General features: G+C 43.8%; 20 protein-coding genes and 1 pseudogene. 14 read left to right on the top strand and 7 right to left on the bottom strand.

The features are described 5' to 3' along the window. Nucleotides 1–20: 20 nt before the first annotated feature. The gene (locus tag VIG27_RS04480; protein ID WP_394525690.1) at nucleotides 21–968 is read right to left on the bottom strand and encodes a helix-turn-helix domain-containing protein; all 948 of its coding nucleotides are present in this window, start codon (nucleotides 966–968) and stop codon (nucleotides 21–23) included. Between the two features lie 235 nt (nucleotides 969–1,203). On the opposite strand from VIG27_RS04480, the gene srtB reads away from it, so the two are divergent. From srtB to VIG27_RS04500, 4 genes are all read left to right on the top strand, one after another. After that, nucleotides 1,204–1,971, top strand: a complete 768-nt coding sequence (gene srtB / locus VIG27_RS04485) for a class B sortase (protein WP_394525691.1) — start codon at nucleotides 1,204–1,206, stop codon at nucleotides 1,969–1,971. Between the two features lie 34 nt (nucleotides 1,972–2,005). Next, nucleotides 2,006–7,348: a SpaA isopeptide-forming pilin-related protein gene (locus tag VIG27_RS04490; protein WP_394525692.1), complete on the top strand. Its 5,343-nt coding sequence runs from the start codon at nucleotides 2,006–2,008 to the stop codon at nucleotides 7,346–7,348. A gap of 341 nt (nucleotides 7,349–7,689) precedes the next feature. Continuing rightward, a complete protein-coding gene (locus VIG27_RS04495; RefSeq protein ID WP_394525693.1) occupies nucleotides 7,690–8,151 on the top strand; it encodes a MarR family winged helix-turn-helix transcriptional regulator in 462 nt (153 codons plus the stop codon). Further along, on the top strand, nucleotides 8,144–9,160 hold the full coding sequence (locus VIG27_RS04500) for a pirin family protein (RefSeq protein ID WP_394525694.1): 1,017 nt from the start codon (nucleotides 8,144–8,146) through the stop codon (nucleotides 9,158–9,160). Before VIG27_RS04495 ends, VIG27_RS04500 begins: the two co-directional genes overlap by 8 nt. A 97-nt stretch (nucleotides 9,161–9,257) precedes the next feature. On the opposite strand, the gene VIG27_RS04505 is transcribed toward VIG27_RS04500, so the two are convergent. Continuing rightward, complete coding sequence (locus VIG27_RS04505; protein ID WP_394525695.1) at nucleotides 9,258–10,055, bottom strand: ABC transporter permease; 798 nt, start codon at nucleotides 10,053–10,055, stop codon at nucleotides 9,258–9,260. Then, on the bottom strand, nucleotides 10,048–10,815 hold the full coding sequence (locus VIG27_RS04510; protein ID WP_394525696.1) for an ABC transporter ATP-binding protein: 768 nt from the start codon (nucleotides 10,813–10,815) through the stop codon (nucleotides 10,048–10,050). The genes VIG27_RS04505 and VIG27_RS04510 overlap by 8 nt, the downstream gene beginning before the upstream one ends. A gap of 377 nt (nucleotides 10,816–11,192) precedes the next feature. Between VIG27_RS04510 and rimP the strand changes: the two genes are divergently transcribed. From rimP to VIG27_RS04560, 10 genes and pseudogenes are all read left to right on the top strand, one after another. After that, nucleotides 11,193–11,660, top strand: coding sequence for a ribosome maturation factor RimP (gene rimP / locus VIG27_RS04515; protein WP_394525697.1), 468 nt, complete (start codon nucleotides 11,193–11,195; stop codon nucleotides 11,658–11,660). Between the two features lie 29 nt (nucleotides 11,661–11,689). Continuing rightward, a complete protein-coding gene (nusA, locus tag VIG27_RS04520) occupies nucleotides 11,690–12,883 on the top strand; it encodes a transcription termination factor NusA (RefSeq protein ID WP_394525698.1) in 1,194 nt (397 codons plus the stop codon). A 23-nt stretch (nucleotides 12,884–12,906) separates the two neighbouring features. Further along, entirely contained in the window at nucleotides 12,907–13,176 is a 270-nt protein-coding gene (gene rnpM, locus VIG27_RS04525; RefSeq protein WP_394525699.1) for an RNase P modulator RnpM, read from the top strand. Next, nucleotides 13,169–13,501 (top strand): annotated as a pseudogene (locus VIG27_RS04530) (L7Ae/L30e/S12e/Gadd45 family ribosomal protein); the annotation flags it as partial. The gene rnpM and the pseudogene VIG27_RS04530, both read left to right, overlap by 8 nt. 52 nt (nucleotides 13,502–13,553) lie before the next feature. Further along, on the top strand, nucleotides 13,554–16,607 hold the full coding sequence (gene infB / locus VIG27_RS04535; RefSeq protein WP_394525700.1) for a translation initiation factor IF-2: 3,054 nt from the start codon (nucleotides 13,554–13,556) through the stop codon (nucleotides 16,605–16,607). 86 nt (nucleotides 16,608–16,693) lie between these two features. Then, the gene (rbfA, locus tag VIG27_RS04540) at nucleotides 16,694–17,056 is read left to right on the top strand and encodes a 30S ribosome-binding factor RbfA (RefSeq protein WP_394527401.1); all 363 of its coding nucleotides are present in this window, start codon (nucleotides 16,694–16,696) and stop codon (nucleotides 17,054–17,056) included. 12 nt (nucleotides 17,057–17,068) lie between these two features. Then, complete coding sequence (locus tag VIG27_RS04545) at nucleotides 17,069–18,019, top strand: DHH family phosphoesterase (RefSeq protein WP_394525701.1); 951 nt, start codon at nucleotides 17,069–17,071, stop codon at nucleotides 18,017–18,019. 12 nt (nucleotides 18,020–18,031) lie between these two features. After that, entirely contained in the window at nucleotides 18,032–18,949 is a 918-nt protein-coding gene (gene truB, locus VIG27_RS04550; RefSeq protein WP_394525702.1) for a tRNA pseudouridine(55) synthase TruB, read from the top strand. Beyond that, nucleotides 18,937–19,875: a bifunctional riboflavin kinase/FAD synthetase gene (locus VIG27_RS04555; protein WP_394525703.1), complete on the top strand. Its 939-nt coding sequence runs from the start codon at nucleotides 18,937–18,939 to the stop codon at nucleotides 19,873–19,875. Before truB ends, VIG27_RS04555 begins: the two co-directional genes overlap by 13 nt. A gap of 71 nt (nucleotides 19,876–19,946) precedes the next feature. Next, nucleotides 19,947–20,990: an NlpC/P60 family protein gene (locus tag VIG27_RS04560; RefSeq protein ID WP_394525704.1), complete on the top strand. Its 1,044-nt coding sequence runs from the start codon at nucleotides 19,947–19,949 to the stop codon at nucleotides 20,988–20,990. 127 nt (nucleotides 20,991–21,117) lie between these two features. On the opposite strand, the gene VIG27_RS04565 is transcribed toward VIG27_RS04560, so the two are convergent. The 4 genes from VIG27_RS04565 to VIG27_RS04580 form a co-directional block, all read right to left on the bottom strand. After that, entirely contained in the window at nucleotides 21,118–23,178 is a 2,061-nt protein-coding gene (locus tag VIG27_RS04565) for a M6 family metalloprotease domain-containing protein (protein ID WP_394525705.1), read from the bottom strand. A gap of 434 nt (nucleotides 23,179–23,612) precedes the next feature. Continuing rightward, complete coding sequence (locus VIG27_RS04570; protein ID WP_394525706.1) at nucleotides 23,613–24,323, bottom strand: ABC transporter ATP-binding protein; 711 nt, start codon at nucleotides 24,321–24,323, stop codon at nucleotides 23,613–23,615. Beyond that, a complete protein-coding gene (locus VIG27_RS04575; RefSeq protein ID WP_394525707.1) occupies nucleotides 24,310–25,176 on the bottom strand; it encodes an ABC transporter ATP-binding protein in 867 nt (288 codons plus the stop codon). The genes VIG27_RS04570 and VIG27_RS04575 overlap by 14 nt, the downstream gene beginning before the upstream one ends. Beyond that, nucleotides 25,176–26,276 carry a branched-chain amino acid ABC transporter permease gene (locus VIG27_RS04580; protein WP_394525708.1) on the bottom strand — a complete coding sequence of 367 codons (1,101 nt, stop codon included), beginning with the start codon at nucleotides 26,274–26,276 and terminating at the stop codon, nucleotides 25,176–25,178. Before VIG27_RS04580 ends, VIG27_RS04575 begins: the two co-directional genes overlap by 1 nt. Nucleotides 26,277–26,279: the final 3 nt, after the last annotated feature.

A 26,279-nucleotide genomic window follows, 5' to 3' on the forward strand; every position in this document is an offset into this window, starting at 1 on the left:
TTGCAATTAAGATAGGAGTGCTATTCCTGCTCCTGACTGATGTAAGTCCCGTATTCTTCCAGAAATTCCTTTACCAGAGCAGCATTCATACGGCTGTCATGGAGCATTAAAAAAAACATGTCCTGAACGGAAACGTCATATACATCCAGTGGATTAAAGTTTGCCAGTGAAAAATGGATTCCTTTTGTAAAATAGAAAAAGGCATTTTCAAAATCAGATATGTGGTAATATGCAAAGGCTGTAAAAAAATATGGAATCAGGAGCCGGTCGTAAAATCCAAAATCACTCATATACCGGATCAGACTGGTGCCTTTCCGACAGGCATCTTCATAGTTTTTTATAAGATAGTAAGAGGTCAGCAGGTTAATATGGGCAGCGATATGAGTCTGATCCTGATAAATTACGGAACTTTCCGGCAGCAGGCTGGCAGCTTCCATGGTAGCCTCATGTGCTTTTGTACTGTTTCCAATCATGGTGTAGCAAATGGATAAAAGGATATACAATCTGGTTTTTGTCTTACTTTTTTCAGGGTATGAAGAGGTATTGGACAAGTACTTACTTATTTTTTCAATGCAATTCTCGTATTTTCTTTCCAGAAAAATCTGAATTGATATTTCATTCATGAATATTTGGATTTTCCAGGGATCTTTTTTAAAATCTGCCAGGTCCTTTGCCTTGGCATTAAATTCTTTCAATGTAATATAATCACCCTTTTGCCGGCATAAATTAAACTTGCTTATGAATTGACAGACAGAAATTGGATCTTTGCAGTCCAGATAACGATAATATATAAATAAATCCTCATGAAGCTTCTCCCCAAACAGATAAAGGATATGTGAGGAGGGGCTTCGTTTTCCTGTTTCAATCAGATAAAGGTATTTTTCGGAGCATATTTGTTGTGCAAGTTCGATTCTGCTTAATCCCATTTTTTCTCTGAAATTGCGTATTACGATACCGATATGTGTCATTTCTAATGCTCCTTTGAAAATTTTTCTCTCTCATTTCATTTTTCTTTGTAATATTTCCCCCTATTTATACAGGTGTTCACGTCATATGTCAAGATTCTTTCCGGTGATTTCCATAAAATGTAAAAAATACTTTCTAAATGGTAACAATTGTTCCATTGAATTACAGCAGTCCTTGTAACTATAATGAACGTGATTTATGTTTACCAGGATGGAAAATCAATCAGAGAGGACTGCCATGCGATTATCTGTTAAAATTGGCTGTTTGGTCTTGATTTGTTTAACTATTTCAATTGTTTGTACATTTGGATATATGAACGAAAAAAAAGAAGGCAAAGCAGCCGAAGAAGTTTACAATGAACTGCAGATGGAAAAACCGTCAAAATCGTTATTGATTGAAAGCAGGGAAAAAGCATTGATTGAGGACTCTTCAGAGTTGGGGATCGAAGAATGGTTTCAGGAGAAAAAAGCGGAATATCCTGATATGGCAGGTTGGTTGAGCTGTGAAGGGACACCAATTGATTATCCGGTGATGTCTGCAAGGGATAACGAATATTATTTAAATCATTTACCGAATGGAGTAGAAAACAGACTGGGTTCCCTGTTTCTGGACCGTAGTGCCAGCAAGGATTTTTCATCTCCTGTTTCTGTCATTTACGGACATATGGTAAAGAGCGGAGAGATGTTTGGTTCTCTAAGCGGATATCGAACACAGTCTTACTATGAAAAACATCCGGAATTTACCCTGATTACGGAAGACGGTGAAAAAAAGATTCAAATTCTTGCCGCCTATCTTGTAAATGGGGAAGCAGAGACGTATCCCACTGCATTTGCCAGTCGGGAGGATTGGGAGCGTTATATGAAAAAAGTATGGAATCATTCTTTTATAAAAAGTAATACAAAAGCCAATCCAGATGACAAACTGGTTATATTTTCCACATGTGCATATGATTTTGAAGATGCACGTTTGGCAGTGCTGGGGCGTTTTGTTTACAATAACAAATAGAAAGGTGTATGGTATAAAACCAATGGGAAAGAGTATGAAGCAGTATTTTAACAGAATCGTTTCCTTAGTGCTGGTGTTTTTGCTGGTATTTAATGGAAATGTTATTCCTGGTTACAGCGCATCTTTGGAAAGCGCGCTGTACAAAGACGGCGTTCCGTTGGCAGACGGGGATATGGTATCTGCTGCCGATGAGCTTTCGTGGCAGGTTGTCATTGATGAGAATGAGTTGGAAGAGGGTGTGAAGGTTACTCTTCCAAAAGGGCTGCTTCCTGCAATTAAAGGGGATGAGGTGGCTGGAACAAGTGCCAAGGTAAGGGGGCAGGTGGTTACATTACAGCAAACAGAAGATGGGATTTTATCAGAAAACAGCGAGAAAACAGATAATAATGTTCTTTCGATTCACACCAATGGCAATCTTGTAAATCTCAAAAATGAAAACCCGGTATTTTTAAAGGCAGAGGATGATAAGAATTATAAAGCTCATCAAGAACCGGAAAATGGAGAGGTTCAAAGTCTGGACGATCAGGAAAGTACAGAAGAGCCGGAGCGTGCAGAAGAATCTAAAAGTATAGAAGAACCGGAAAGCACAGAAAAATCTGACAGTAAAGAACTGAAAAGCGAAGAAGAACTGAAAAGCGAAGAAGGACTGAAAAGCGAAGAAGGGCTGGAACGTGAGGAAGAGCCGGGACGCACAGAAGAGTCCGAAAGCGAAAAAGAACAGGAACGGACAGAAGAGCCGAAAGGTACCGGAGAGTCCGAAAAAGAACAGGAACGAACAGATGGGTCGAAACGTTCAGAAGAATCCAAAAGTACAGAAGAGACTGAAAGTTTGAAAGAACCGGAGCATATAGAGCAATCAGAAAGTGCAGTTGTACCAGAGGATGAGCAGGAATCGAAAAAAGCAGCCTCTGCAAGCGAGGCAGAGAGCCAACTGGGCAGCAATATGAAACAGATAGACACTGGTTTTTCCCAAAAGAAGAATAAAGACTTGCAGACCCTTGATATTCCCTGTACCATTGATCCGGCAAAGGTGAAAAATGGAACCATTGTCATTAAAGGGATAACGTTGATGGTATCATCAATTCAGGCGGAAGGAACCATTTCTCAACCAGATAATATTGATTTGCGTCATACAGATGCCAGTGGCAAAGGGAAAGAACCTCCGGTAAAAGATGGGGACACGATCAGTTTAAAAGATGAGTTTGCCCTTCACTTATTCTGGAATAATTTAAACGATGTGACCCCTGGAGATTATTTTGAATATGAATTACCGGAAACGTTTGGAGTGCCGGGAACTGATGGAAATGTTGATATCTTTAGCGAGGTTAAAGATCCTAATTTTCCGCGCAATAAACCCTTTGCAAATTTATCCTGGGAAAAAGGCAGTAATAAAATAAAAGTGGTGTTCCTGAGCATGGGAGATTATATGGGAGAAGAAGCTCTTTCTTTTCTTGAAAATGTCTATGTGGAATATCAGTGTTCTTTGGATGAAAATGTACAGGGAGACGACCAGGGAAAGGTAGTAATTGCGCTGGGAAACAGTACGATTTCGGTCACTGTCTCAGAACTTATGCCAAGCCCGCCCAATCTTCAAAAAGAGGTGGGGCAGATGGATGCAAATGGAGAGGTGACTTGGAAAATCACCTATAAACACCCCTCAAATGCCTATTCCGGAGAGAAACCGGATGAAATCATTGATGAACTTCCAAAAGGCTTGGTTTATGTGGAAGGAAGTGCAACCGCTTTGCTGGACGATGGAACAGATAAAACCAGTGAGGTTGCCTTTGATGCGGAAAAGAACACCCTTACCTGCGGTCTCAATGAGATACAGCCGGGTCAGACCCTTATATTTTCCTTTAAGACACAGCTGACAGATGTTGAACTGCAAAACATCTGGCAAAGCCCAGATCAACAATTCCGGTATGAGAATCATGCATATGCCCAAAAAGAGGGAACAACAGTCAAAACAGAAGGCAAGGGAACTGCAGTTCTCACCGTAAGAGGAAAAGACTGGATCAATGGTACACTGATTCAAAAGGTGGGAACCTTGCTGTCCCAAGATTCCAATGACTGTCAAATTGGCTGGACAATTACGATTCGGACGGCCGGACGAAGCTTTCAGTCCCTTCAGCTGATTGATACAATGGGAAAGGGTCTTGAACTTGACGATGACAGCATATCAGCTGAGACAGAAGATGGGGCATTGGCGGTTCAGCCGCAGATCACTTCCGATGCAGATGGAAAGACTGTTATGAATATAAAACTAATTGATGCAGAAGACCAGCAAAAGGCATCAGAGACGTACCGGATCACTTATACAACAAAAGTAAAGCCCGGATATTTTTCGCAGACAGAAGATTTGACGGAAGAGGATATCAAAAATAATGCAAAGCTTTCATACGATTGGCCGGAGGGAACCGGCTTTGGATCTGATCTCCATTTTGAGATTCCCGCAATTACAAAAGCTCCAAATAATATCAATAATAGCATGATCCGTAAAAAAGCAGGCGCTTATGATAAAAAAGACCACTCTCTTACATGGACGGTTGAAGTGAATCCCAATCATGTGAACTTGACAGAGGCTTTGCTGGTGGATGATTTATCAGGAAATAATCCTCTCCATTGGTTTGCACCAGATGACTCTCGTGAGGACGAGGCTGAGAATGCCATAAAAGAAGCCGTAGAAGCGGCTCTTCCCAAGGATAACACCCAGGTTAGCACCCTGGAATCCCTGATTCTTAAAGATAATAAATTGACTTTACAGATAAAAGGAATTGGGAAACGTAATTTTTCATTTACCTATAAAACCTATGTCCGTGACCCTCAGTACTGGGCAGGAAATAAATCAGATAGATTTTCAAATCAGGTGATAATGTCAAAGGAAGGAACCTCTGTAGATGGAGTCCCGGTAATCAAGGACCTTTCAGCGACTGCCAGTATTTATGCAGAAAATGAAGTACTGAAAAAAGAATCAGTTTCATTTGATCCCAATACCAAAAAAATAACATGGCGGCTGACCGTAAATGCTAATGCCACGGATTTGGGAAATGTAACGATTACAGATAAGCTGGGTTCCTATTTAAGCTGTGAACCATCGGAAGCGAGGATTGATGGCAAGCCATTTGATCATTCAGATACTTTTACCGTAAACGGCAATATTATAAGCATTTATTTACCTGATGTAACCCAAAAGAAAATCATTACTTATACCACATCAGTGGACGTAAATGGTGAAGACTTTATTAAAAAATCTTTGGTGGAATTAACGAATTCGGCTGAAATGATAAGTACGAGTAACCAATCCCCTGTTGTAAATACGGTCAAAGTGAATTTGTCTAATAAAGTATTAACCAAAGGTACTCCAGTGAGGGAAGGGCTGGTTGCTCATTATTCTGTTGAATTGAATCCCTTGGGATTGGAACTTTTAGGGGGGCTGTCCGGTCATAAGCTCCAATTAGAAGACACTCTGCCTGATGGCCTTTACCTTGATCCGGATTCCGTCGCACTCTATGAAGCCTCTGCAGATGAGGTCACTCCATCCGGAAATGTGTATACTGTAAAGCTAAAGAAAAAAACCAAAATCTCTCCGATATCCACTTCATACGATTCTTCCCAGAGGAAGCTGACGGTAGATATTCCGAATTCGGCTGGAAGATATATTTTGTGCTACGATACTTACGTTGTGCGGCTTGGGGTGGAACTGAAGAATGATATTTCTCTGGTTGGAAGCATACTTCCGGAGAGTGGTGGGCTTAGTAAATCCTCTCGTGCCATGACAGTAGCCTCTGCCGGAGGTGCCAGGCTTGGGCTTCCCAAGGATAAATTTATTTCAGTACAGATCAAAAAAACAGATGATACGGGTTCCATATTAAAAGGAGCTGAATTTGGACTTTTTAAGAGTATGTCGGATGAGACCCCTCTTGTAAGGGGAACCAGCGATGACAATACAGGAATCTGCACATTGGGACTCAGCAAAAGTGCTGTATCGGATATGGAATATCTGTACTGGAAAGAGCTTAAGGCACCTTCCGGCTATGCACTTAGCAGTGAGTGGCATACCATAAAATTGTCCGGGTATGATTCGGACTCGGTTCTGACGGCGGTCAATGTGATGGAAACAGAAAAAGAAAGCGGCCAGATTCTAATAAGAAAACTGGACGGACAAAATAATCCGCTGCCACTTGCAGAATTCCAACTGTATCTGGATGAAGAGTGCAAGGAACCTGTTATGGCCGGTGGGCAAGCCCTGACTGGTATCAGTGATGCAGAAGGGCTGGTAACCTTTAAAGGTCTATATCCAAAGCAAACATATTTTATCAAAGAGATTAAATCCCCTTCGGGGTATGTAAAATCAGATCAGGTCATTGCTGCAACAGCAGAAAAAGTATGGAATGATCCGGATCTGATAAAAGTAAAAAATGAAAAAGCCAATGTCACATTAAAGCTTCAAAAGGTAGATAGTCAAAATCTGCAAAAAGGCTTGCCAAACGCCTCCTTTCAATTGTATGAGGACGCAGAATGCACCGTAAAAGCGGGCGGACCGCAGACAACCGATGCTGCTGGAAATGCAAGCTTCTCTGGCCTTTTGCCACATCATACCTATTATTTGAAAGAGGTGGCTGCACCCGAAAATTACAATCTGAAACCGGATCTCATTACGGTAATAACAGGAGAAAACAATCAGACAATGTCCACTCTGAAAATTGAGAATAACCCTGTTGGCTGGGATGAGAAAGCCTCCATTCAAATATTAAAAACCAGCGAAGACGGGTCAAAACACTTGGAGGGTGCAAAATTTGCCTTATATAGGAATGACCAAGTTACTTTCGTGGGAGAGCAGACTACAGGGGCAGACGGAATATGCAGTTTTACAGGTCTTAAAGAGGGAAACTATTATTTAAAGGAAATAGAAGCTCCTAAGGGGTATATGGTCTCCCCGGACTGGATTGCCGTAGCTGTTTCTGAAAATGCAATTCATACGATCACCGTCAAAAACAAGGAACAATTGCCGCCCTCAACTCCAAATGAAACAGACCGTCCATCGAATCCAGGCAGATCGGGATCAGGATCGGGAGGGGATTCTCATTCCAGTTCTCGGTCTGACACTCCAAAGGTGCCGGAGCAAGAGATAAAGGTGATCCCAGAGAAAGCAGAGCAAGTGCCGGATAGTCATACGGAAAATCTTGAGGTACCAGAATTGCAAAAGACACCAACGATACCAAAGCCATCCATGATACCAAAGACAGGGGTTATTGAATATTCCGGTTTATGGCTGGGTGGAGCAATCGTATCATTTTTGTCAGCAGTTATTTTATGCTTTTATTGGTACATGAGAAAAAGGAATGAAGATAGTGGATGCAAACAGAAAAAGAGGTGACGCTCCGCCGCACGGATTGGTGAAATAGAGCAAATACCATGAAGCCCATATAATAAACCAAACAAAACAGGAGTTTATGAGAGGAAAAAGGATCTCGTAAACTCCTGTTTTTCTGGATTTCTCAACAAATAGTTCTAAGACTTTCATTCACAGCATGAGCCATCGGCCTAAAGAATTTTTAGTAATCGTTTAATTATAAATAGCTGAAAACAACCTATATAAATTTTTTAGATAGCAATGATAATTTAGAATAAAAGAGCTTTTGCAACCCATTGCGATATGTTGCAAAAGCTCCCCAAACTGCATTTGACATTATCACTAATTAGTGATATATTAAATCTATGAAAAAAAACACAATATCTTACGGAAAAGAAAATGACCTCAATTTAAAAGCGTTGATTGGTCTTAGCAGAACAACTCAGGCACTTCATAGAAGAGCCGGTGCCATCTTTAATCAGGCAGGTCTGACATCAGCGCAATTTGCGGCATTGGAGGCTTTGTACCACAAAGGCGATTTAACCATTAACGAGATCATGGACAGTATTCTTTCTACCTCCGGAAATATGACGGTGGTAATCAATAACTTAGAAAAAGATGCCATGGTAGAAAGACATCCAAATCCAAATGATAAAAGGTCCTGTATTATTGCAATTACACCAAAAGGGAGAGAGAAAATAGAAGAGATTTTTCCCAGGCATTTGGAAGATTTGGCGGATAGTTTTATGGGACTTGAGGAAGAGGAAAAAGAAATGTTAGTGCATCTGCTGAAAAAAATTAAGACAAGGAGAAAATCAAATGAGTAAAAAGATAAAGGCAATTGAAAAAATAGGATTTCAATGGGGGATGGACAGTCCCTTTCTGGCATGTATGCATCACAAGGATCAATATCCGGCAGGAAATGAGGTACAAGGGCCTGCAGTTTCTTTAGCAGGAAGAAGAATGGGAAATGATTTTTCCGGGAAAGACGGCTTTAGTATGTATCATGGAGAAAAGGTTCCGGGATTTCCGGTTCATCCGCACCGGGGGTTTGAGACTGTTACCGTTGTGCTGGAAGGGATTGTGGACCATTTTGATTCCAAGGGAGCGGAAGGACGTTATGGAAATGGAGATGTCCAGTGGCTGACGACCGGAGCAGGCTGCCAGCATGTAGAGATGTTCCCGCTGGTTCATCAGAATAAGGAAAATCCCCTTGAATTATTTCAAATCTGGCTGAATTTACCGGCAAAGAGTAAATTCACAGACCCGGATTACAAGATGCTTTGGGCAGAAGAAATCCCAGTGATCAAGCATACCAATGAAAAAGGAAAGACAGCAACCATCCGATTAATTGCCGGGAAATATGAAGACAAGAAAAGCTTGGAGCCAACGAAAGATTCGTGGGCAGCAAGAGAAGAAAATCACGTAGGAATCCAGCTTGTGGAACTGGAGCCTGAGGCAGAATATCCTATCGCTGCAGGTTCTAAGAGCTTAAACCGTAACCTGTATTTTTATCAGGGAACCAGTTATATTATCATAGATGGTAAAAAAATTGAGTCCTCTTCTCGAATCAGGCTTTCAGGAGAAGAGGAAATTACGGTGGTAAATGGAGATAGACCCAGTTACATTTTGCTGTTAGAAGGGGAAACGATTCAGGAGCCTGTCGCACAATATGGACCATTTGTTATGAATTCCCAAGAAGAAATACGAGAGGCATATGAGGATTATCAGAATACCCAGTTTGGAGGCTGGCCATGGAATGATGATGAGCCGGTTCATGAAAGGGAAACGGGAAGATTTGCCCGTTATCCAGATGGAAGTGTGGTAAAAAGGTAATATTAAAGAAGCGAAACAAAATAGCCAGGTAGATAAAAGGAGCTTTTACAGTATGCAATGACTATACCGTAAAAGCTCCTTTTATCAAGTGAAAATATTAAAATTTAATTCTTTTTTCCAGCAAAGTAATTCCCTGATACAAGATTGCCGAAACAATACAAAGTATTACGATAGACATTACCACAAGATCCATCTGAAATACCTGGCTGCCATAAATAATCAAATATCCAAGCCCCTGATTCGCGGCTAAAAACTCCCCGATAATAACGCCCACCAGACAAAGTCCGATGTTGACCTTCATATTGCTGATAATCAAAGGCACAGAGCTGGGAAGCAGTACCTTTAACAGTACATCCTTTTTCTTTCCCCCAAGAGAATAGATCAGCTTGATCTTATCCGGGTCTGTCTGGGCAAAACCGGTGTGAAGGGTCATAATACAGCCAAAAACAGCAACAGAAATTGATGCCACAATAATGGTCTTAATATTGTTGCCCAGCCATACAATTAAAATAGGGGCGAGAGCGGACTTTGGCAGGCTGTTCAGCATAACCAGATAAGGCTCCAAAACCTCTGACACGCTCCGGCTGGACCAGAGCAGTATGGCGATCAGAAGACCAAAGCTGATAACAAGGGCAAAGCTGACCAGTGTTTCCATTACGGTGATACCGGTATGCAAAAAAATGGTTCTGTCCTTAACCATATTGAGAAAACATACGGTTACGCGGGAAGGAGAACTGAAGATGAAATCATTGATAATTCCAAGTCTTGCACAAAGCTCCCAAAGAGACAGAAGCAGGACCAGCAGCATTATGCGGATTACCCGTACATTGCGCCGGTGCAGTTTTTCTTTCAGAATAAATTCCTGTTGGGATAGTGAGGGATGAGTCTCAATCATGGTTCTGAAGCTCCTTCCATACCTGATTGAAGTAGACGGAAAATTCCGGCATATTCCGCCTCATCAATGGTCTTGTATTCTCTTCGCCAAAGGAAACCGGTATGATGGCTTTGATTCTTCCCGGCCTTTTTGTCAGTACGATGACCCTGTTAGCCACGCTGATGGCTTCGGAAAGGTCATGAGTGATTAAGATTGCGGTTTTGTGAGTGCTTTTTATAATAGAACTGATGTCATCACAGACAGAGAGTCTGGTCTGATAGTCCAGTGCGGAAAACGGTTCGTCTAATAAAAGAAGGTCCGGTTCCAGGGCGAGGGTTCGTACCAGTGCGGCACGCTGTCTCATACCTCCGGATAATTCGGACGGTTTTGCCTGCTCAAAGTTTCCCAAACCATAAGTATGAAGCATCTGATGCAGTTTTTCTCTGGAATTGCTGTTTCGTTTTTTCTGAATTTCAAGCCCAAGCTCGGCATTGCCCATTATGGTACGCCATTCAAAAAGATGATCCTTTTGCAGCATGTAGCCGATATTAGACTCGGATTCCGTTTGCGGAACACCGTCAATGAGTATTTCTCCCGTATCAGGAATTAATAACCCGCAGAGAAGAGATAAAAGTGTGGACTTCCCACAGCCGGATGGTCCGACAATTGCCAGGAATTCCCCGTTATCTGCCGTAAAAGATATATCAGAAAGGGCCAGTGTCTCACCTTCAAGGGAATGATAGGAGTAGCTGACCCCGCGAACTTCCAGTTTTGGCTTCATGGGTCCTCCTTTTAAATCATTTAATCTGATATAGTGTTATAATATGTACAAAAAAATGGAGTGTGAGGTAATGTCTAAAAATCCCTTCTTATTTGTCAATAAATGAAGAAAAATGTATGATTTTGAAATCCCGTTTCTTCCTTATATAATATAGACTGAAAAAAGAAAAAATCAAGGGAGTTCCGATTCCAAGGGATGATTCGGATGGAAATACGGGCTGGAACGTGGAAACAAATCGAAAAAACTGGAAAAATAAGAAAAAAACCTTGCATTCACAAAAAAATGGTGCTATACTACTAAAGATAACATGACAGTTTAACGGATAAAGAGTGGGCGGAAGTCCACTCTTTCCATTTGTTTGGAAAGGTGGGAGGAAGATGGCAAAAAGGGAAGAGTACGAAGCAAAGACAGAGAGCTTCTTGATGCCCCTTATGAAAGAGAACAATTTTGAACTGGTTGATGTGGAATATGTAAAAGAAGCAGGAAACTGGTATTTAAGGGCTTATATAGATAAAGAAGGCGGAATCACAGTGGACGACTGTGAGATTATCAGCCGCAGGCTGGGAGACTGGCTGGATGAAAAAGATTTTATTGCGGACAGCTACATTCTTGAGGTCAGTTCCCCTGGACTTGGCAGACCTCTTAAAAAGGATAAAGACTTTGAAAGAAGTATTGGAAAAGATGTGGAAATCCGTTTATATAAGGCTTTGAATAAACAAAAGGATTTTAATGGAACACTGAAATCTTACGATAAGGAAACTGTAACCATAATCCAGGAAGATGAAACCGAGCTCGTGTTTGGCCGTCCGGAAATTGCATTGATCCGTCTGGCATTTGATTTCTAAACAGTAAGAAATATTAGGAGGATAAAAAAATGAATAAGGAACTGTTAGAAGCACTGAATATTCTGGAAAAGGAGAATAACATCAGCAAGGAAACCCTGCTGGAAGCAATTGAAAATTCCCTCCTGACGGCGTGCAAGAATCATTTTGGAAAAGCAGATAATATCAAGGTAAGTATCAATCATGATACCTGTGATTTTAATGTTTTTGCGGAAAAAGAAGTGGTTGAAACAGTTGAAGATCCTCTGCTCCAGATCAGTCTTGCGGATGCAAAGATGACAGATCCTAAATATGAGTTGGGTGATGTGATTCATTGTCAGATAGATTCAAAAAAATTTGGAAGAATTGCTACACAGAATGCCAAGAATGTGATTTTGCAGAAGATCCGTGAAGAAGGAAGAAAATCGCTTTACAATGACTGGTACTGCCAGGAAAGGGAAGTGGTTACAGGAATTGTACAGAGATACTTGGGCAGAAATGTGAGCATTAATCTGGGAAAAGTGGACGCTATTTTAAACGAAGCAGAGATGGTAAAGAGCGAAGTATTTAAGCCAACCGAGCATATCAAGGTTCTTGTACTGGAAGTAAAGGATACTCCAAAAGGGCCAAGGATTTCTGTTTCAAGAACCCATCCGGATCTTGTAAAACGCCTCTTTGAATCCGAGGTTGCGGAAGTCAAGGATGGAACCGTAGAGATCAAGGCCATTGCCAGAGAAGCTGGTTCCAGAACGAAGATCGCAGTGAAATCCAATGAAGCCAATGTAGATCCTGTAGGCGCATGTGTTGGTTTAAACGGTGCCAGAGTCAATTCCATTGTCAACGAATTAAGAGGCGAGAAAATTGATATTATTAACTGGGATGATAATCCTGCCTATCTGATTGAGAATGCGTTAAGCCCTGCAAAGGTTATTTGTGTGGTTGCGGATGAGGATTCAAAGGAAGCACAGGTTATCGTACCGGATTACCAGTTATCCCTTGCCATTGGTAAGGAGGGTCAGAATGCAAGACTTGCAGCAAGACTTACTGGATATAAAATTGATATTAAGAGCGAGACACAGGCAAGAGAGCTTGGCCTTTTTGAAGAGCTGGGACTTCAATACCAGGAAGGAAATGAAGGGTTTGGCGGCGAATTTCTGGAAGACGGCGATCAGGAAACAACAGACTACCAGGAAGAGTATCCTTATGGCGGTCAGGAAGACAGCCTGGCTGGTGACAACCAGGAATAAAGAAAACGGGAAGTGATGGAAGCGTGAGTGCAAAAAAAATACCCCTCAGACAGTGTGTCGGCTGTGGTGAGATGAAAAATAAGAAAGAGATGATTCGTGTGCTGAAGACCTCGGAGGATGAGATTGTCCTCGATGCGACAGGGCGTAAAAATGGCCGTGGGGCTTATCTGTGCCCTTCTATGAAGTGTTTTAAGAAGGCAGTGAAAAGTAAAGGCCTGGAGCGTTCTTTCAAGATGGCGATCCCAAAAGAAGTATACGAAACATTGGAAAAGGAGATGGAAGAGTTTGGATAACAGACAGAAGATCCTGAATCTGATTGGTCTGGCCACCAAAGCAGGAAAAACTGCGAGCGGGGAATTTATGACAGAAAAATCTGTTAAGGCAGGAAAGGCATCATTAGTAATTGTTTCGGAGGAAGCCTCAGATAATACCAAAAAGATGTTTACCAACATGTGTACTTACTATAAGGTTCCTATCTACTTCTTTGCAAGTAAAAGTGAACTTGGCCACGCGATGGGGAAAGAGATGAGGGCGTCTCTTGTTATCGTGGATAACGGGTTTGCTAAGGCAGTCGTGAAACTAATGAATACAATGGCCGGTAGTGATTGTGAGAATCAGCCTTCACATCTACCAGCATGTGCTGTAGAATGTGCACAGAATGGAGGAAAGCATGAGAGTATATGATCTGGCAAAGGAACTCGGAAAAGATAGTAGTAAGGAGATACTGGATATCTTGGAAAAGCATAGTATAAATTTAAAAAGTTCATCAAATATTACAGAAGAGCAGGCAGCAATCGTGAAGAAAGAAGTGGGTGGTCATAGTAAGAGTAATTCTTCCGGACCTTCAGACACCACAGATGGAGATGACGATGCACCAAAGAAGAAAATAGCAGCGGTATTCCGCCCTCAAAACGCGCAGATGAAACCGCAGGGCCAGAGAGGAAGAGACGGCAGACCGTACCAGAACTCCAATCAAGGCTCCGGACAAAGAGATTATCCTGTTAGAAATCAGCAGGTAACAGAACAGCCTGTATCATCTGCAGCAGCAGAAGCAGGAGAACATAATTCAGCAGGAAGTGACGGCGCAAGACCTCAGAGCCAGGGCGGCTACCAGGGAAACCGTGATGGAAGACCGCAGGGCCAGGGAGGTTACCAGGGCAACCGTCCTCAGGGCGGCGGTTACCAGGGAAACCGTGACGGAAGACCGCAGGGCCAGGGAGGCTATCAGGGCAACCGTGATGGAAGACCGCAGGGCCAGGGCGGTTACCAGGGCAACCGTCCTCAGGGCGGCGGTTACCAGGGAAACCGTGACGGAAGACCGCAGGGTCAGGGAGGTTACCAGGGCAACCGTCCCCAGGGCAGCGGTTACCAGGGAAACCGTGACGGAAGACCGCAGGGCCAGGGAGGTTACCAGGGCAACCGTCCCCAGGGCGGAGGCTACCAGGGAAACCGTGACGGAAGACCGCAGGGCCAGGGAGGCTATCAGGGCAATCGTCCCCAGGGCGGAGGCTACCAGGGAAACCGTGACGGAAGACCGCAGGGCCAGGGAGGCTATCAGGGAAACCGTCCCCAGGGCGGAGGCTATCAGGGAAACCGTGACGGAAGACCGCAGGGCCAGGGAGGCTATCAGGGAAACCGTTCCCAGGGCGGAGGTTATCAGGGAAACCGTCCCCAGGGCGGAGGCTATCAGGGAAACCGTGATGGAAGACCGCAGGGTCAGGGCGGTTACCAGGGCAATCGTGACGGAAGATCCCAGGGAGCACGTACCGGAAGAGATGGTGCTCCGAAGAGTTTCGATACACCCATTCAGTCAAAGCCAACCAGCAACAGAGCGGTAAAGAACTCTTATAAAAATGACCGTTTTGATAAGAGAGACAAAGATGATGAGGCAAAGAAAGCTCTGGCAAAGGGCGGCAAAGGATTAAAAACTCCTATCCAGCCACCGGTGCATAAAGAGGCTAAGGTAGAGGAAATTAAAACCATTACCATTCCTGAGGTCTTAACCATCAAAGAACTGGCTGAGCACATGAAGCTTCAGCCGTCTGTGATTGTAAAGAAACTGTTCTTACAGGGCAAAATCGTTACACTCAATACAGAAATCAACTATGAGCAGGCAGAAGAGATCGCCATGGAATATGACGTACTTTGTGAGAAAGAAATCAAAGTAGATGTCATTGAAGAACTGCTGAAGGAAGAAGAAGAAGATGAGAAAGACATGGTTTCCAGACCGCCGGTTGTTTGTGTTATGGGCCACGTTGATCATGGTAAAACCTCTCTTCTTGATGCCATCCGTCAGACCAGCGTAACCTCCAGAGAAGCCGGAGGTATTACCCAGCACATCGGTGCTTATATGGTAGATGTAAACGGACAGAAGATCACATTTTTAGATACACCTGGACATGAGGCATTTACAGCGATGCGTATGAGAGGTGCCCAGTCCACAGACATTGCAATCTTAGTGGTTGCTGCAGATGACGGTGTTATGCCACAGACGGTGGAAGCCATCAATCATGCGAAAGCAGCAGGCGTGGAGATCATTGTTGCAATAAATAAAATTGATAAACCAAGTGCCAATATTGACCGTGTAAAACAGGAATTATCCGAATATGAACTGATTTCTGAGGATTGGGGCGGAAGCACTGTCTTTGTACCGGTTTCTGCACATACAAAAGAAGGAATCAAGGAACTTCTTGAAATGATTCTCCTTACTTCTGAAGTAAAGGAATTAAAAGCGAATCCGAACCGCCGCGCAAGAGGTCTCATCATTGAAGCCGAGCTTGATAAGGGAAAAGGTCCTGTTGCTACTGTACTGGTACAGAAGGGAACCCTGCATGTAGGTGATACGGTCGCTGCCGGTTCCTGCTATGGTAAGGTTCGTGCCATGATGGATGATAAGGGCCGCAGAGTCAAAGAGGCAGGTCCCTCAACACCCGTTGAGATCCTTGGTCTGAACGACGTTCCCAATGCAGGCGAAGTTTTAGTTGGAACTGACAATGAAAAAGAAGCAAGAAGCTTTGCGGAAACATTTATTTCCGAAGGAAAGAATAAATTACTGGAAGATACAAAAGCTAAGTTATCATTGGATGATTTGTTCAGCCAGATCAAGGCCGGCAATGTAAAAGAACTGCCGATCATTGTGAAGGCAGATGTACAGGGATCTGTAGAAGCGGTAAAACAGAGTCTTGTGAAGCTGTCCAATGAAGAAGTTGTGGTAAAAGTGATTCATGGCGGCGTAGGTGCCATCAATGAATCCGACGTTTCCCTTGCTTCCGCCTCCAATGCGATTATCATCGGGTTTAACGTAAGACCTGATGTAACAGCCAAATCCATTGCGGACAGGGAAAAAGTAGATATGAGACTTTACAAAGTAATCTATCAGGCGATTGCAGATGTTGAATCCGCCATGAAGGGAATGCTTGATCCGATCTTTGAAGAGCAGATCATCGGTCATGCCGTTGTGCGCCAGACCTTTAAGGCTTCCGGAGTTGGTACCATTGCCGGTTCCTATGTCCTGGATGGCAAATTCACCAGAGGCTGCAGTGTTCGTATCACAAGAGCCGGAGAAAAGATTTACGATGGTCCGCTTGTTTCCTTAAAGAGATTTAAAGATGATGTGAAGGAAGTAGCGACCGGTTATGAGTGTGGTCTTGTATTTGAAAAGTTTAATGATATCCAGGAAGACGATATGATTGAAGCATATGCCATGGTAGAGGTTCCCCGCTAGGAACTCTCCGCCTGGAATTTAGAAAGATGAGCCCGTATTTGCGGGCTGGTCTTTTTGAAAATGCGGATAAAAGCGAAAGGAATAACATGCGTAAAAACAGTATAAAGAATACAAGAATCAATATGGAGGTCCAGAGGGAATTAAGCCAGATTATCCGTTTGGAAATCAAAGATCCAAGAATTCACCCCATGACTACCGTTGTTGCCGTACAGGTAACTCCGGACTTGAAATTCTGTAAGGCTTATATCAGTATTCTGGGTGATGAGGAAGCAGGAAAAGCTACCATTGAAGGTTTAAAAAGCGCAGAAGGCTATATCCGCCGGGAGCTGGCAAGAAGAGTGAATCTGCGAAATACACCAGAAATCAAGTTCATTCTGGATCAATCCATAGAGTATGGTGTCAACATGTCCAGACTGATCGACGAGGTCACTAAAGACATCAAAGATTAAGGAGGTGGACCATTGAGTACCTTTGATACGATCCTTAAAGATGTAAAAAAAGCGGCCATTATGGGCCATGTCCGTCCGGACGGGGACTGTGTAGGTTCCTGTCTGGCGGTTTACAATTACTTAAATGAGAATTATCCGGAAGTGGAGGCTGTGATTTATTTGGAGACTCCGTCGGATAAATTTGGATACTTAAAAAATTTTAACACCATTGTCAGTGATTTTACGGAAGACAAAGAATATGATTTATGCATTTGCCTTGACAGCAGTGACACCCTTCGGTTCGGGGAAGCGGTCAAATATTTAAAGTCGGCGAAAAAAAGCATTTGTGTGGATCATCACATTACCAACGTAAGGTATGCGGATCAAAATATAGTGGAGGACCATGCCAGCTCTACCTGTGAAGTGCTCTTCGGTCTGTTTGAGGAAGATAAGATCAGCAAAGAGGTGGCAGAATGTATTTACACCGGAATCATTCATGATACGGGAGTGTTTAAATACGACTGTACCTCCAGAAGGACCATGGAAATTGCAGGAAAGATGATGGAAAAGGGAATTGATTTTTCCAGAATCATCGACGACAGCTTTTACCGGAAAACCTATCTCCAGAACCAGATTCTTGGAAGAGCGCTGCTGGAGAGCATAACCTTTCATGATAACCAGTGCATTTTCAGTGTGATCAGCAAAAAGGATATGGATTTTTATGGAGTCACAAGCGGTGACATGGATGGGATCATTGACCAGCTTCGGATTACAGAAGGTGTGGAATGTGCGATTTTCATGTATGAAACGGCCTGCAGAGAATATAAGGTGAGCCTGCGTTCCAATACCAGTCTTGATGTGAGTAAAATTGCCGTTTACTTTGGTGGCGGCGGTCATAAAAAAGCAGCTGGCTGTACCATGACAGGGAGTGTTCATGATGTGATCAACAATCTGTCGGATCAGATCGTAAAACAGCTGGATTAGGAGATAAGGGCAATGGCAGACGGCATCATCAATGTTTATAAGGAAAAAGGATTTACCTCTCATGACGTCGTAGCCAAAATGAGAGGTATTTTAAAGCAAAAAAAGATAGGACATACAGGAACTTTGGATCCCATGGCAGAAGGGGTGCTCCCGGTGTGCCTGGGAAAGGCCACAAAGCTTTGTGATATGCTGACCGATAAAACCAAAACGTATGAAGCAGTTATGCTGTTGGGCATGGAAACGGATACACAGGATGTCACCGGCAAGGTCCTGGCAGAATATCCGGTCGAAGTTGACGAGTCACAGGTAAAAGAAGCGGTACTTAGCTTTTTGGGGCCTTATGATCAGATTCCGCCCATGTACTCTGCTTTAAAGGTAGATGGCAAAAAGCTCTATGAGCTGGCCAGAGCAGGAAAAGAAGTGGAACGAAAAGCAAGACCGGTGGAAATATTGGAAATTCGGGTGGACCGGATAGAACTTCCCAGGGTTACGATGACAGTGACCTGTTCCAAGGGAACCTATATCCGGACACTTTGTTATGATATCGGAAGGAAGCTGGGATGCGGAGGCTGCATGGAATCCCTTGTGCGCACCCGGGTTTCCGAATTTTGTTTAGAAGAAAGCCTGACTCTTTCCCAAATTGAAGCACTTAGGGATCAAGGAGCACTGGCGGAGCATATCCTTGCCGTGGACAAGGTATTTGGTGATTATCCGGCTTTGGTCATGAAGCCGGATTTTGATAAGCTGGTGCATAACGGAAACCCTTTTTACCGGAATCAGGCTTTGGGGGAATACACCCATGAGGCTGGACCGGTCAGGGTATATGACAGCAGCAACCAGTTCATCGGGGTCTATGAGCCAGGCAGAGAAGAGGACTTACTGAAGCCCCAAAAGGTATTTCTGGGAGGAAAAGAAAGATGGAGTATATAACCGGAACCAGAGAATTTCAGATAGAAGAACCTGCAGTGGTGACCCTTGGAAAGTTTGACGGCCGCCACAGAGGTCATCAAAAGCTGCTCCAGACAATGGCGGAGGTTCAGAAAGAGAAAGGCTACAAGATGGCAGTCTTCACCTTTGACATGTCTCCCAATTCTCTGGAGAACGACGGGTCTCAACGGGTCATAACCACCAATCTGGAGAGAAAAAATAATCTGGAGAAAATGGGCATTGATTATCTGGTGGAATACCCCTTTACGAAAGAAACCGCCCGTATGGAGCCGGAGCAATTTGTAAAGAATATTCTGATGGGCCAGATGAATGCAAGGACCATCGTGGTAGGAACAGACTGCACCTTTGGCTACCGGGGCGCAGGGAATGCGGACAGCTTGAACCGGTGGAAGGAACGTTACGGGTATGAACTGATTGTCATTCAAAAAGAAAAGGACGATCACCGTGACATCAGCAGTACATATATCAGAGAACTGCTGGATGCGGGAAACATGGAAAAGGCCAATGAGCTTTTGGGAGAGCCTTATTCGATCCATGGAACCGTTGTTCACGGCAATCATATGGGAGGACCGATTCTGGGATTTCCCACAGCCAATATCGTCCCTGAACCGGAAAAGCACCTGCCCCTTTTCGGCGTCTATATATCCAGGGTTTATATAGACGGTAATGCTTATGGAGGAATCACCAACATCGGAAAGAAGCCCACCGTAGAAGGTGTATCCCCCGTAGGAGCAGAAACTTACATTTATGGTATAAATAAGGATATTTATGGAAAGAATATAGAAGTACAGCTATTGCACTTTGTCCGCCCGGAACGGAAATTCGACGGATTGGAGCAATTAAAAGTGCAGATAGAAAAAGACAGGGATTACGGAATGGAGTATTTAAAGAACCTGTCAAAGCAGTAACAACTTAATTGTAAAAGAGGGGCGGCAATCCCGCCTGGTTCACAATCAAAAACTTGCGAAGGAACGTGCATATGACTGACAAAGCATGGAAGGTGCTGGGCTTTGCCATCGCATGCGGCAGTGCCGTGTGGATGGCAGCAGCAGATGTGCAGGCCGCAGGTGCCGTGACGGCTGTGACTACCGGTTCCCCGGTAGCTGGTATGGAAGTCTATATGGACAAGTATCAACAATCCCAGAAACAGAAGTCAGAAGAAAGCCCGGCCGGTCTTACGCAGGATAAAATTAGATATGGAACCTTTAACACCATTTTCAAAAATATTGGAGTGGCCAAAGTGGAGGATTCCTTAAATATCAGAAAAGAACCAAAGAATGATGCGGAAATCGTAGGAAAATTAAGAAGCCATGCCGGAAGCAGTGTATTGTCCGAGGAAAATGGCTGGTATAAAATAAAATCAGGGCAGGTAACCGGCTATGTGTATGGAGAATACTTAGCCACCGGAAAGGAAGCCAGAGCTATCGCTTACTATGATATGAGGCTTTTGCTCCGTGTAGATACCCAGACCCTCCGGGTCCGCAGACAACCAAATACGGATTCAGAGATTTTAGGCAGAATCCATGAGGGAGAGACGTACCGTTTCCTATCCAGCAAGGACGGATGGGCCAAAATTGAATACAGAGGCCAGACCGCTTATGCTTATGCGCCGGATTATGCCACCATTGCATACACCATACCGGAAGCAGAGAAAAATGATGACATAAGAAACCAGGTCGTGAACTACGCGGTGAAATTCGTAGGAAATCCCTACCGGTGGGGCGGAACCAATCCCAACACCGGTGCAGACTGTTCCGGATTTGTCCAGTATGTCATGGAACATGCAGCCGGAGTCCGTTTAGACCGGACGTCCAGACAACAGGCCGCAGAAGGCGAAGCCATTCCTGCCTCCAGTATGGAGCCGGGGGATCTGCTGTTTTACTCCAGCGGCAGCCAGATTGATCATGTAGCCATGTACATCGGCAAAGGGCAGATCATTCATGCGGCCAACCGAAGGAGCGGAATCAAAATATCTTCCTGGGATTACCGGAAACCGGTGACCATTCGCCGTGTGATCCCATGATGTGGTCTGGCAGCGTATCAATTCCTATCCAAATATGCAAAACAAAAGGACCTGTAACCCATCGCTTTTATGGAAAAGCGTTGATGTTACAGGTCCCTTTGTTTAGATCTCTATCAAACCTTATGTATTATTCCCCATATACTTTCCATTCCAGAATCCCCGTAGATTTGGTGTCTTTTGAATTCATGACAATAGAGATTCCATTTGTGGTTACAGGAGTAAAGGTTGTTGTATTGTATTGATCGACTTCGGTACCCAGACCGTTCGGATTTTCCACATCCTGCCAGTCATTTCCATCCCAATACAAGATACTGTAGGAGGCCGGTACATCAATGCCCTGTCCGTCTTTGAACCAGTAAACATCAATGCCCGAAATGGTGTAGTCTTTTGGAAAAACGTACTGAACCCATTGAGCCCCTGTTTCCGGCCAGTTTCCGTATACAGCCCCGCTTCGGTCACTGGAATTTATAGGATCAATTCCATCATTTAACGCAAAGATTGATTCCCAGTCTGATACATAAGACGCTGAAGGGGTAGCTTGTCCGGCAATGTTTGTCAGCTCCGGCGTTGGATTAGGATTGGTGGAAGATTGAACAAAGGTCATTTCTCTGGCCAAATTGCTGATTTGTGAGATTTCCAGGCCAGAAGGTGATTGATTCCACCATTTGGAATCAGGAGTAGTATCATTGGTAAAGGAATCCTTATATCCGGCGTGGAACAAATCTCCGCTGTCCCCGCCGTTTCTGTTGTTCTCCATGTCGAATTTCCCGTCGGCCTGTTCAAGAGAGACCATGAAGTGATTGCTGGGTGTCATGCTGTTCTTGGAATTATCTCCATTTTCATCTACATGCCAGATGGCGAGTCCGGAATCCGGTACGTCTGCATACCTTCCTGTTTTTTGAATGTTTTCGATCAGAAAATATTCATTGGGTTTATTCCCTGACCATTTGTAGGAATAAGAATTCCCGTTATTGTCTGCAACTGCGGTAAAGGTGGTTCCGGCCTCGTAATCATTCATATTTATGGGAGTATTCCATCCGGAAATCACATTTCTGCAATAAGGGTCCGGCGGCACCGGATTTTTTTCGTTTGCAGCAGAGCTCATTAAGCTATATACTCCGGCACCATGAGAATCTCCGTCGTAATCGTATAAATCCGGATATCCATAAATCATATGTCCGCTTTCGTGGCATATGGTATAGATGGATATGTCGTTTCCAATGTCAGACATTTCATATTTCTGGATTCTGGCACCATTGATATAATCTGAATTTGGATACCAGGCTTGATGCGGCCACAATCCCTTTGCCCAGCCTGCGTCAGCGGTTCCTGCATAAAGAATATTGACGGCTTTTAAAAATCCGTTGGAGTCTTTTGTCAAAGTGGAGAGGTCAAAACCTGTGGATTTCACCCATTGGATGGCTTCTTCTACAAGTTCATCAGACCTGCCATAGGAACCTGTCTCTTCATAGATGTCATCGTAATAAGATTTGGGATGTTTGGCGGTGTAGAAGCCCAGCAAAGTATTTGTGTATGTGACTTTTCCGCCGGAGATGTCATAATAATAATCTTTGATGGAGCCGTTATTGTTAAAGCCGGTGTAGCCGGTTGCGTTAAAAAAGCTGTCTAACTGAGATTTGGAAATAGAACTTTTGGTATCAGGAAAATCAACTAAAATGGTCAATCCTTTTACATCACCGGATGATTTTAACTTTAAATCCAGTAATCCAGTGCTGTTTTGATTTTTTGAATCGGGAGTGTTTTTAAAATCCCATCCATGAAGCCTTTTTCTTACCTTATCAGACTTTTCTATAATCGCTTCCTTTTTTATCTTTAAATGTTTTTCCAGATTGTTTTTATCCTGACCGGACTGGTCAATGGAATTGATGCTTTTTGAATCCTCTGACTTATAAACAATACCGGTGGAAACATAATCCGTCTTGTCCTCGTTTAATTTTGCATAACAGATCCAGCCGTTTTCATCACGGCAGAGGGTATATCCGTCCAAACTTTCAATGTGCTGAAAATACTCATCACCTGTAATGTCAACCTGAACTTTCGTCCCGTCTGGCTGAACTAAATCCTGTTTTTTGTGATTATAAGGTGCCGCCAAAACGGTTGAGCTGGTAATTGTAAACATGGTTGCAACAGCAATTGCTGTTGCTAAGTGCTTTATCATTTTGCGCATAAGATAGCTCCTTTCTGTTTTGTCATATGCATATTATAAATCGTATCTTTTGCATGCATTTTAATAGGTTACAGACAGTTCATTTTTATAAATAGTCCAAGGGAATCACCTCATTTCATTTTACTGGATTTTATTTGTTTCTTGTTGATATTATCGTGTTCCTTTTTGTTTAATTAAGATTTGTACTTAAATATTAAGAAATATTAAGAGTTTGTATATATTTTACAAACAAAATGTTAAAAATACTAACAATGACTCGAAAAATGTCGAAATATGTCGAATAAGGTTAAATCTTTTGAAATCCAGTAATTATAATTCGGACAGGGATAAGCAGAGGGAAGAAAAATTGAAACGGTTTTTTTTTTCAGACAGAAAAAGGCAGCGGATGCAAAAGCATCTGCTGCCTTTTTCTAAATGTATGGAGAAGATAAAAATTAATTCTTTTTCTTTCCAAGGTAAGCGGCTTTCACTGATTCATCCGCCAGAAGCTCTTTTCCTGCTCCGGATAAGGTGATCCGTCCGGTTTCCAGCACATAGCCGATATCCGCCGTGTGCAGGGCCATATTGGCATTCTGCTCGATTAAAAGCACTGTCACGCCCTTTTTATTAATCTCCCTGATGATCGAGAATAAATCCTTTACAATAAGCGGTGCCAAGCCAAGAGACGGTTCGTCCATCATTAAGATTCTTGGCTTGCTCATTAAGGCTCTTGCCACTGCAAGCATCTGCTGTTCTCCGCCGGAAAGCGTTCCGGAAAGCTGCCAGCTGCGTTCCTTTAATCTTGGAAAAAGAGTATATACCCAGTTGATATCGTCTTCCAGGCTGTCTTTTCTCAAATAAGCTCCGATTTTTATATTTTCAATGACCGTCATATCCGGAAATACATGGCGCCCTTCCGGTACCAGTGCGATTCCCTTGGCTACGATCCCGGTCGTGTCAATACCGATCAGCTCTTGTCCGTCTAAGGTAATGCTGCTTCCTGCGGCAGGCTTGACAAGCCCTACAATGGACCGGAGGGTGGTGCTTTTTCCTGCTCCGTTGGCACCGATCAAGGTCACAATGCTTTTATCCGGTACTTCAAAAGAAATTCCCTTTACGGCCTCAATCCCCCCATAATTCACTCGTAAATTATCAATCTTCAGCATCGTCGCTCACCCCCAGATATGCTTCAATGACCCGTTCGTTGTTCTGGATTTCCTCCGGTGTTCCCTGAGCAATCAGTTTACCGAAATCCAGTACATAGATGCGGTCTGAGATCTGCATGACCAGATCCATATGGTGTTCAATCATAAATACCGTCAGGTGATAGGAATCGCGGATCTGTTTGATAAAATCCGTAAGTTCCTGGGTCTCCTGAGGGTTCATTCCTGCGGCCGGCTCATCAAGGAGCAGAAACTTAGGTTCTGTAGCAAGTGCCCTTGCAATTTCCAGACGCCGTTGTAAGCCGTAGGGAAGGGAAGAGGCGATCTCATCTTTTAAATGAAGAAGATTCTGTTCCTCTAAAAGGGCTGTGGTCTCCGCACGCATCCGTTCTTCCTCTTTATGATTCAGCCGGAGTGTGGCAGAGATCACATTCTGTTTGGCCCTCATGTGCTTTGCAATAAGGACGTTGTCAAAGACCGATAGCTGGCCGAAAAGCCGGATGTTCTGGAAGGTACGGGCAATTCCCTTCTGGGTGATCTTATCCGGTGTATTGCGGATCACCGGAAGAGGTCTTGGAACCACTTCGCCCAGATACATTTTCTGCATTTTCCCCTTTGGAGTATTGGATAATATGGTTTTCCCCATAAAATCCACCTGCCCGAAGGTTGGCTCATAGATTCCGGTCACACAGTTAAAGGCTGTTGTCTTTCCGGCACCGTTAGGACCGATTAAGGCAACGATTTCCCCTTCATTGACATCCAGGGTCAAACCGTTTACTGCCACAACGCCGCCGAACTGCATGGTTACATCCTGCATGTGAAGGACACTCACCGGAGTTTTTGCTTCTGCTGACATTATGCATTTTCTCCCTTCTGTGTTTTATTTTTCTTCTTCCATCTGCCTGGGATGCTGCGGATCAGCCGCCCCAGTCCGTCCCAGGAAAACTCATTATTTCCCATAATGCCCCGGCGGTAGAAGAGCACTACCATCATTAAAAGGATGGAAAAGATGACCATACGGAAACCGGAGCGGAACAATGGGATGTCAATACCTCCGATCGTCAGCGGATTATCAAAGAAACGCAGCCATTCTCTTCCTGCTGTTACCAAAAAGGCGCCGATTACGCTTCCGGTAATGCTTCCGATCCCTCCCAAAACCACAATAAGGAGAATATCATAGGTCATATTAATGGAGAATGTCTTGGAATCAATGGAACGCATGAACATGGCCAGAAGGCCTCCTCCGACACCTGTAAAAAAGGAGGAGATCACAAATGCCAGTTCCTTGTAACGGAACAGATTCAGTCCCATGGCCTGAGCTGCCACTTCATCTTCCCGGAGCGCTTTAAAGGCCCGGCCGTAAGAGGAATTGACCAAAAGGACCATCAAAAGGATACAAAGGGCACACAGTCCGAATGCCACATAAAGGTTTGGAAATCCAGGAATATTTTTAAGTCCGTAGGAACCGTTGGTCACCTTGTTTAGCTGGGGAGCGGAGATTACGGCCCGGATAATTTCGGAAAAACCAAGTGTGGCAATGGCAAGGTAATCACTTTTTAACCGCAGAACCGGAATTCCGATCAAGGCAGCGATGCCTGCGGAGATCAGCCCGGCAATGATGAGTGCCAGCCAGAAAGGACACTGAAGGTTGGCGATGGCAGGTGCAATCCCATTCACATAATATACACTGGCCCTGCTTTCGACCGGAATGGTAAGAATGGCAACGGTGTAGGCTCCTATGGCCATAAAGCCGGCCTGCCCCAAGGAAAACAGCCCCGTAAAGCCGGTAAGCAGGTTCATGGAAACGGCAACCACAGCGTAGATGGCACTTCTCTCCAAAATGGAGATCTGATAGCTGTACTTAGCACTGTTTGCCTGTAAAATACCAAGAATGCCAATGACGAACAAAAGTGCAATCAGGGTATAAAGTCTGTTTTTGGATATTGTTTTTTTCATAAA

Origin of the sequence: Lacrimispora sinapis, from assembly GCF_043633585.1 — a bacterium.
In the GTDB taxonomy this organism is placed as follows: Bacteria; Bacillota; Clostridia; order Lachnospirales; family Lachnospiraceae; genus Lacrimispora; species Lacrimispora sinapis.

Excerpts from the sequence above, each read along its gene's own strand:
- VIG27_RS04480 (WP_394525690.1), bottom strand. The coding sequence starts at position 968 with ATGACACATATCGGTATCGTAATACGCAATTTCAGAGAAAAAATGGGA.
- VIG27_RS04560 (WP_394525704.1), top strand. The coding sequence starts at position 19,947 with ATGACTGACAAAGCATGGAAGGTGCTGGGCTTTGCCATCGCATGCGGC.
- rbfA (WP_394527401.1), top strand. The coding sequence starts at position 16,694 with ATGCGTAAAAACAGTATAAAGAATACAAGAATCAATATGGAGGTCCAG.
- truB (WP_394525702.1), top strand. The coding sequence starts at position 18,032 with ATGGCAGACGGCATCATCAATGTTTATAAGGAAAAAGGATTTACCTCT.
- srtB (WP_394525691.1), top strand. The coding sequence starts at position 1,204 with ATGCGATTATCTGTTAAAATTGGCTGTTTGGTCTTGATTTGTTTAACT.
- VIG27_RS04555 (WP_394525703.1), top strand. The coding sequence starts at position 18,937 with ATGGAGTATATAACCGGAACCAGAGAATTTCAGATAGAAGAACCTGCA.
- nusA (WP_394525698.1), top strand. The coding sequence starts at position 11,690 with ATGAATAAGGAACTGTTAGAAGCACTGAATATTCTGGAAAAGGAGAAT.
- VIG27_RS04510 (WP_394525696.1), bottom strand. The coding sequence starts at position 10,815 with ATGAAGCCAAAACTGGAAGTTCGCGGGGTCAGCTACTCCTATCATTCC.
- infB (WP_394525700.1), top strand. The coding sequence starts at position 13,554 with ATGAGAGTATATGATCTGGCAAAGGAACTCGGAAAAGATAGTAGTAAG.
- VIG27_RS04565 (WP_394525705.1), bottom strand. The coding sequence starts at position 23,178 with ATGCGCAAAATGATAAAGCACTTAGCAACAGCAATTGCTGTTGCAACC.
- VIG27_RS04500 (WP_394525694.1), top strand. The coding sequence starts at position 8,144 with ATGAGTAAAAAGATAAAGGCAATTGAAAAAATAGGATTTCAATGGGGG.
- rimP (WP_394525697.1), top strand. The coding sequence starts at position 11,193 with ATGGCAAAAAGGGAAGAGTACGAAGCAAAGACAGAGAGCTTCTTGATG.
- VIG27_RS04580 (WP_394525708.1), bottom strand. The coding sequence starts at position 26,276 with ATGAAAAAAACAATATCCAAAAACAGACTTTATACCCTGATTGCACTT.
- VIG27_RS04490 (WP_394525692.1), top strand. The coding sequence starts at position 2,006 with ATGAAGCAGTATTTTAACAGAATCGTTTCCTTAGTGCTGGTGTTTTTG.
- VIG27_RS04575 (WP_394525707.1), bottom strand. The coding sequence starts at position 25,176 with ATGTCAGCAGAAGCAAAAACTCCGGTGAGTGTCCTTCACATGCAGGAT.
- VIG27_RS04570 (WP_394525706.1), bottom strand. The coding sequence starts at position 24,323 with ATGCTGAAGATTGATAATTTACGAGTGAATTATGGGGGGATTGAGGCC.
- VIG27_RS04505 (WP_394525695.1), bottom strand. The coding sequence starts at position 10,055 with ATGATTGAGACTCATCCCTCACTATCCCAACAGGAATTTATTCTGAAA.
- VIG27_RS04495 (WP_394525693.1), top strand. The coding sequence starts at position 7,690 with ATGAAAAAAAACACAATATCTTACGGAAAAGAAAATGACCTCAATTTA.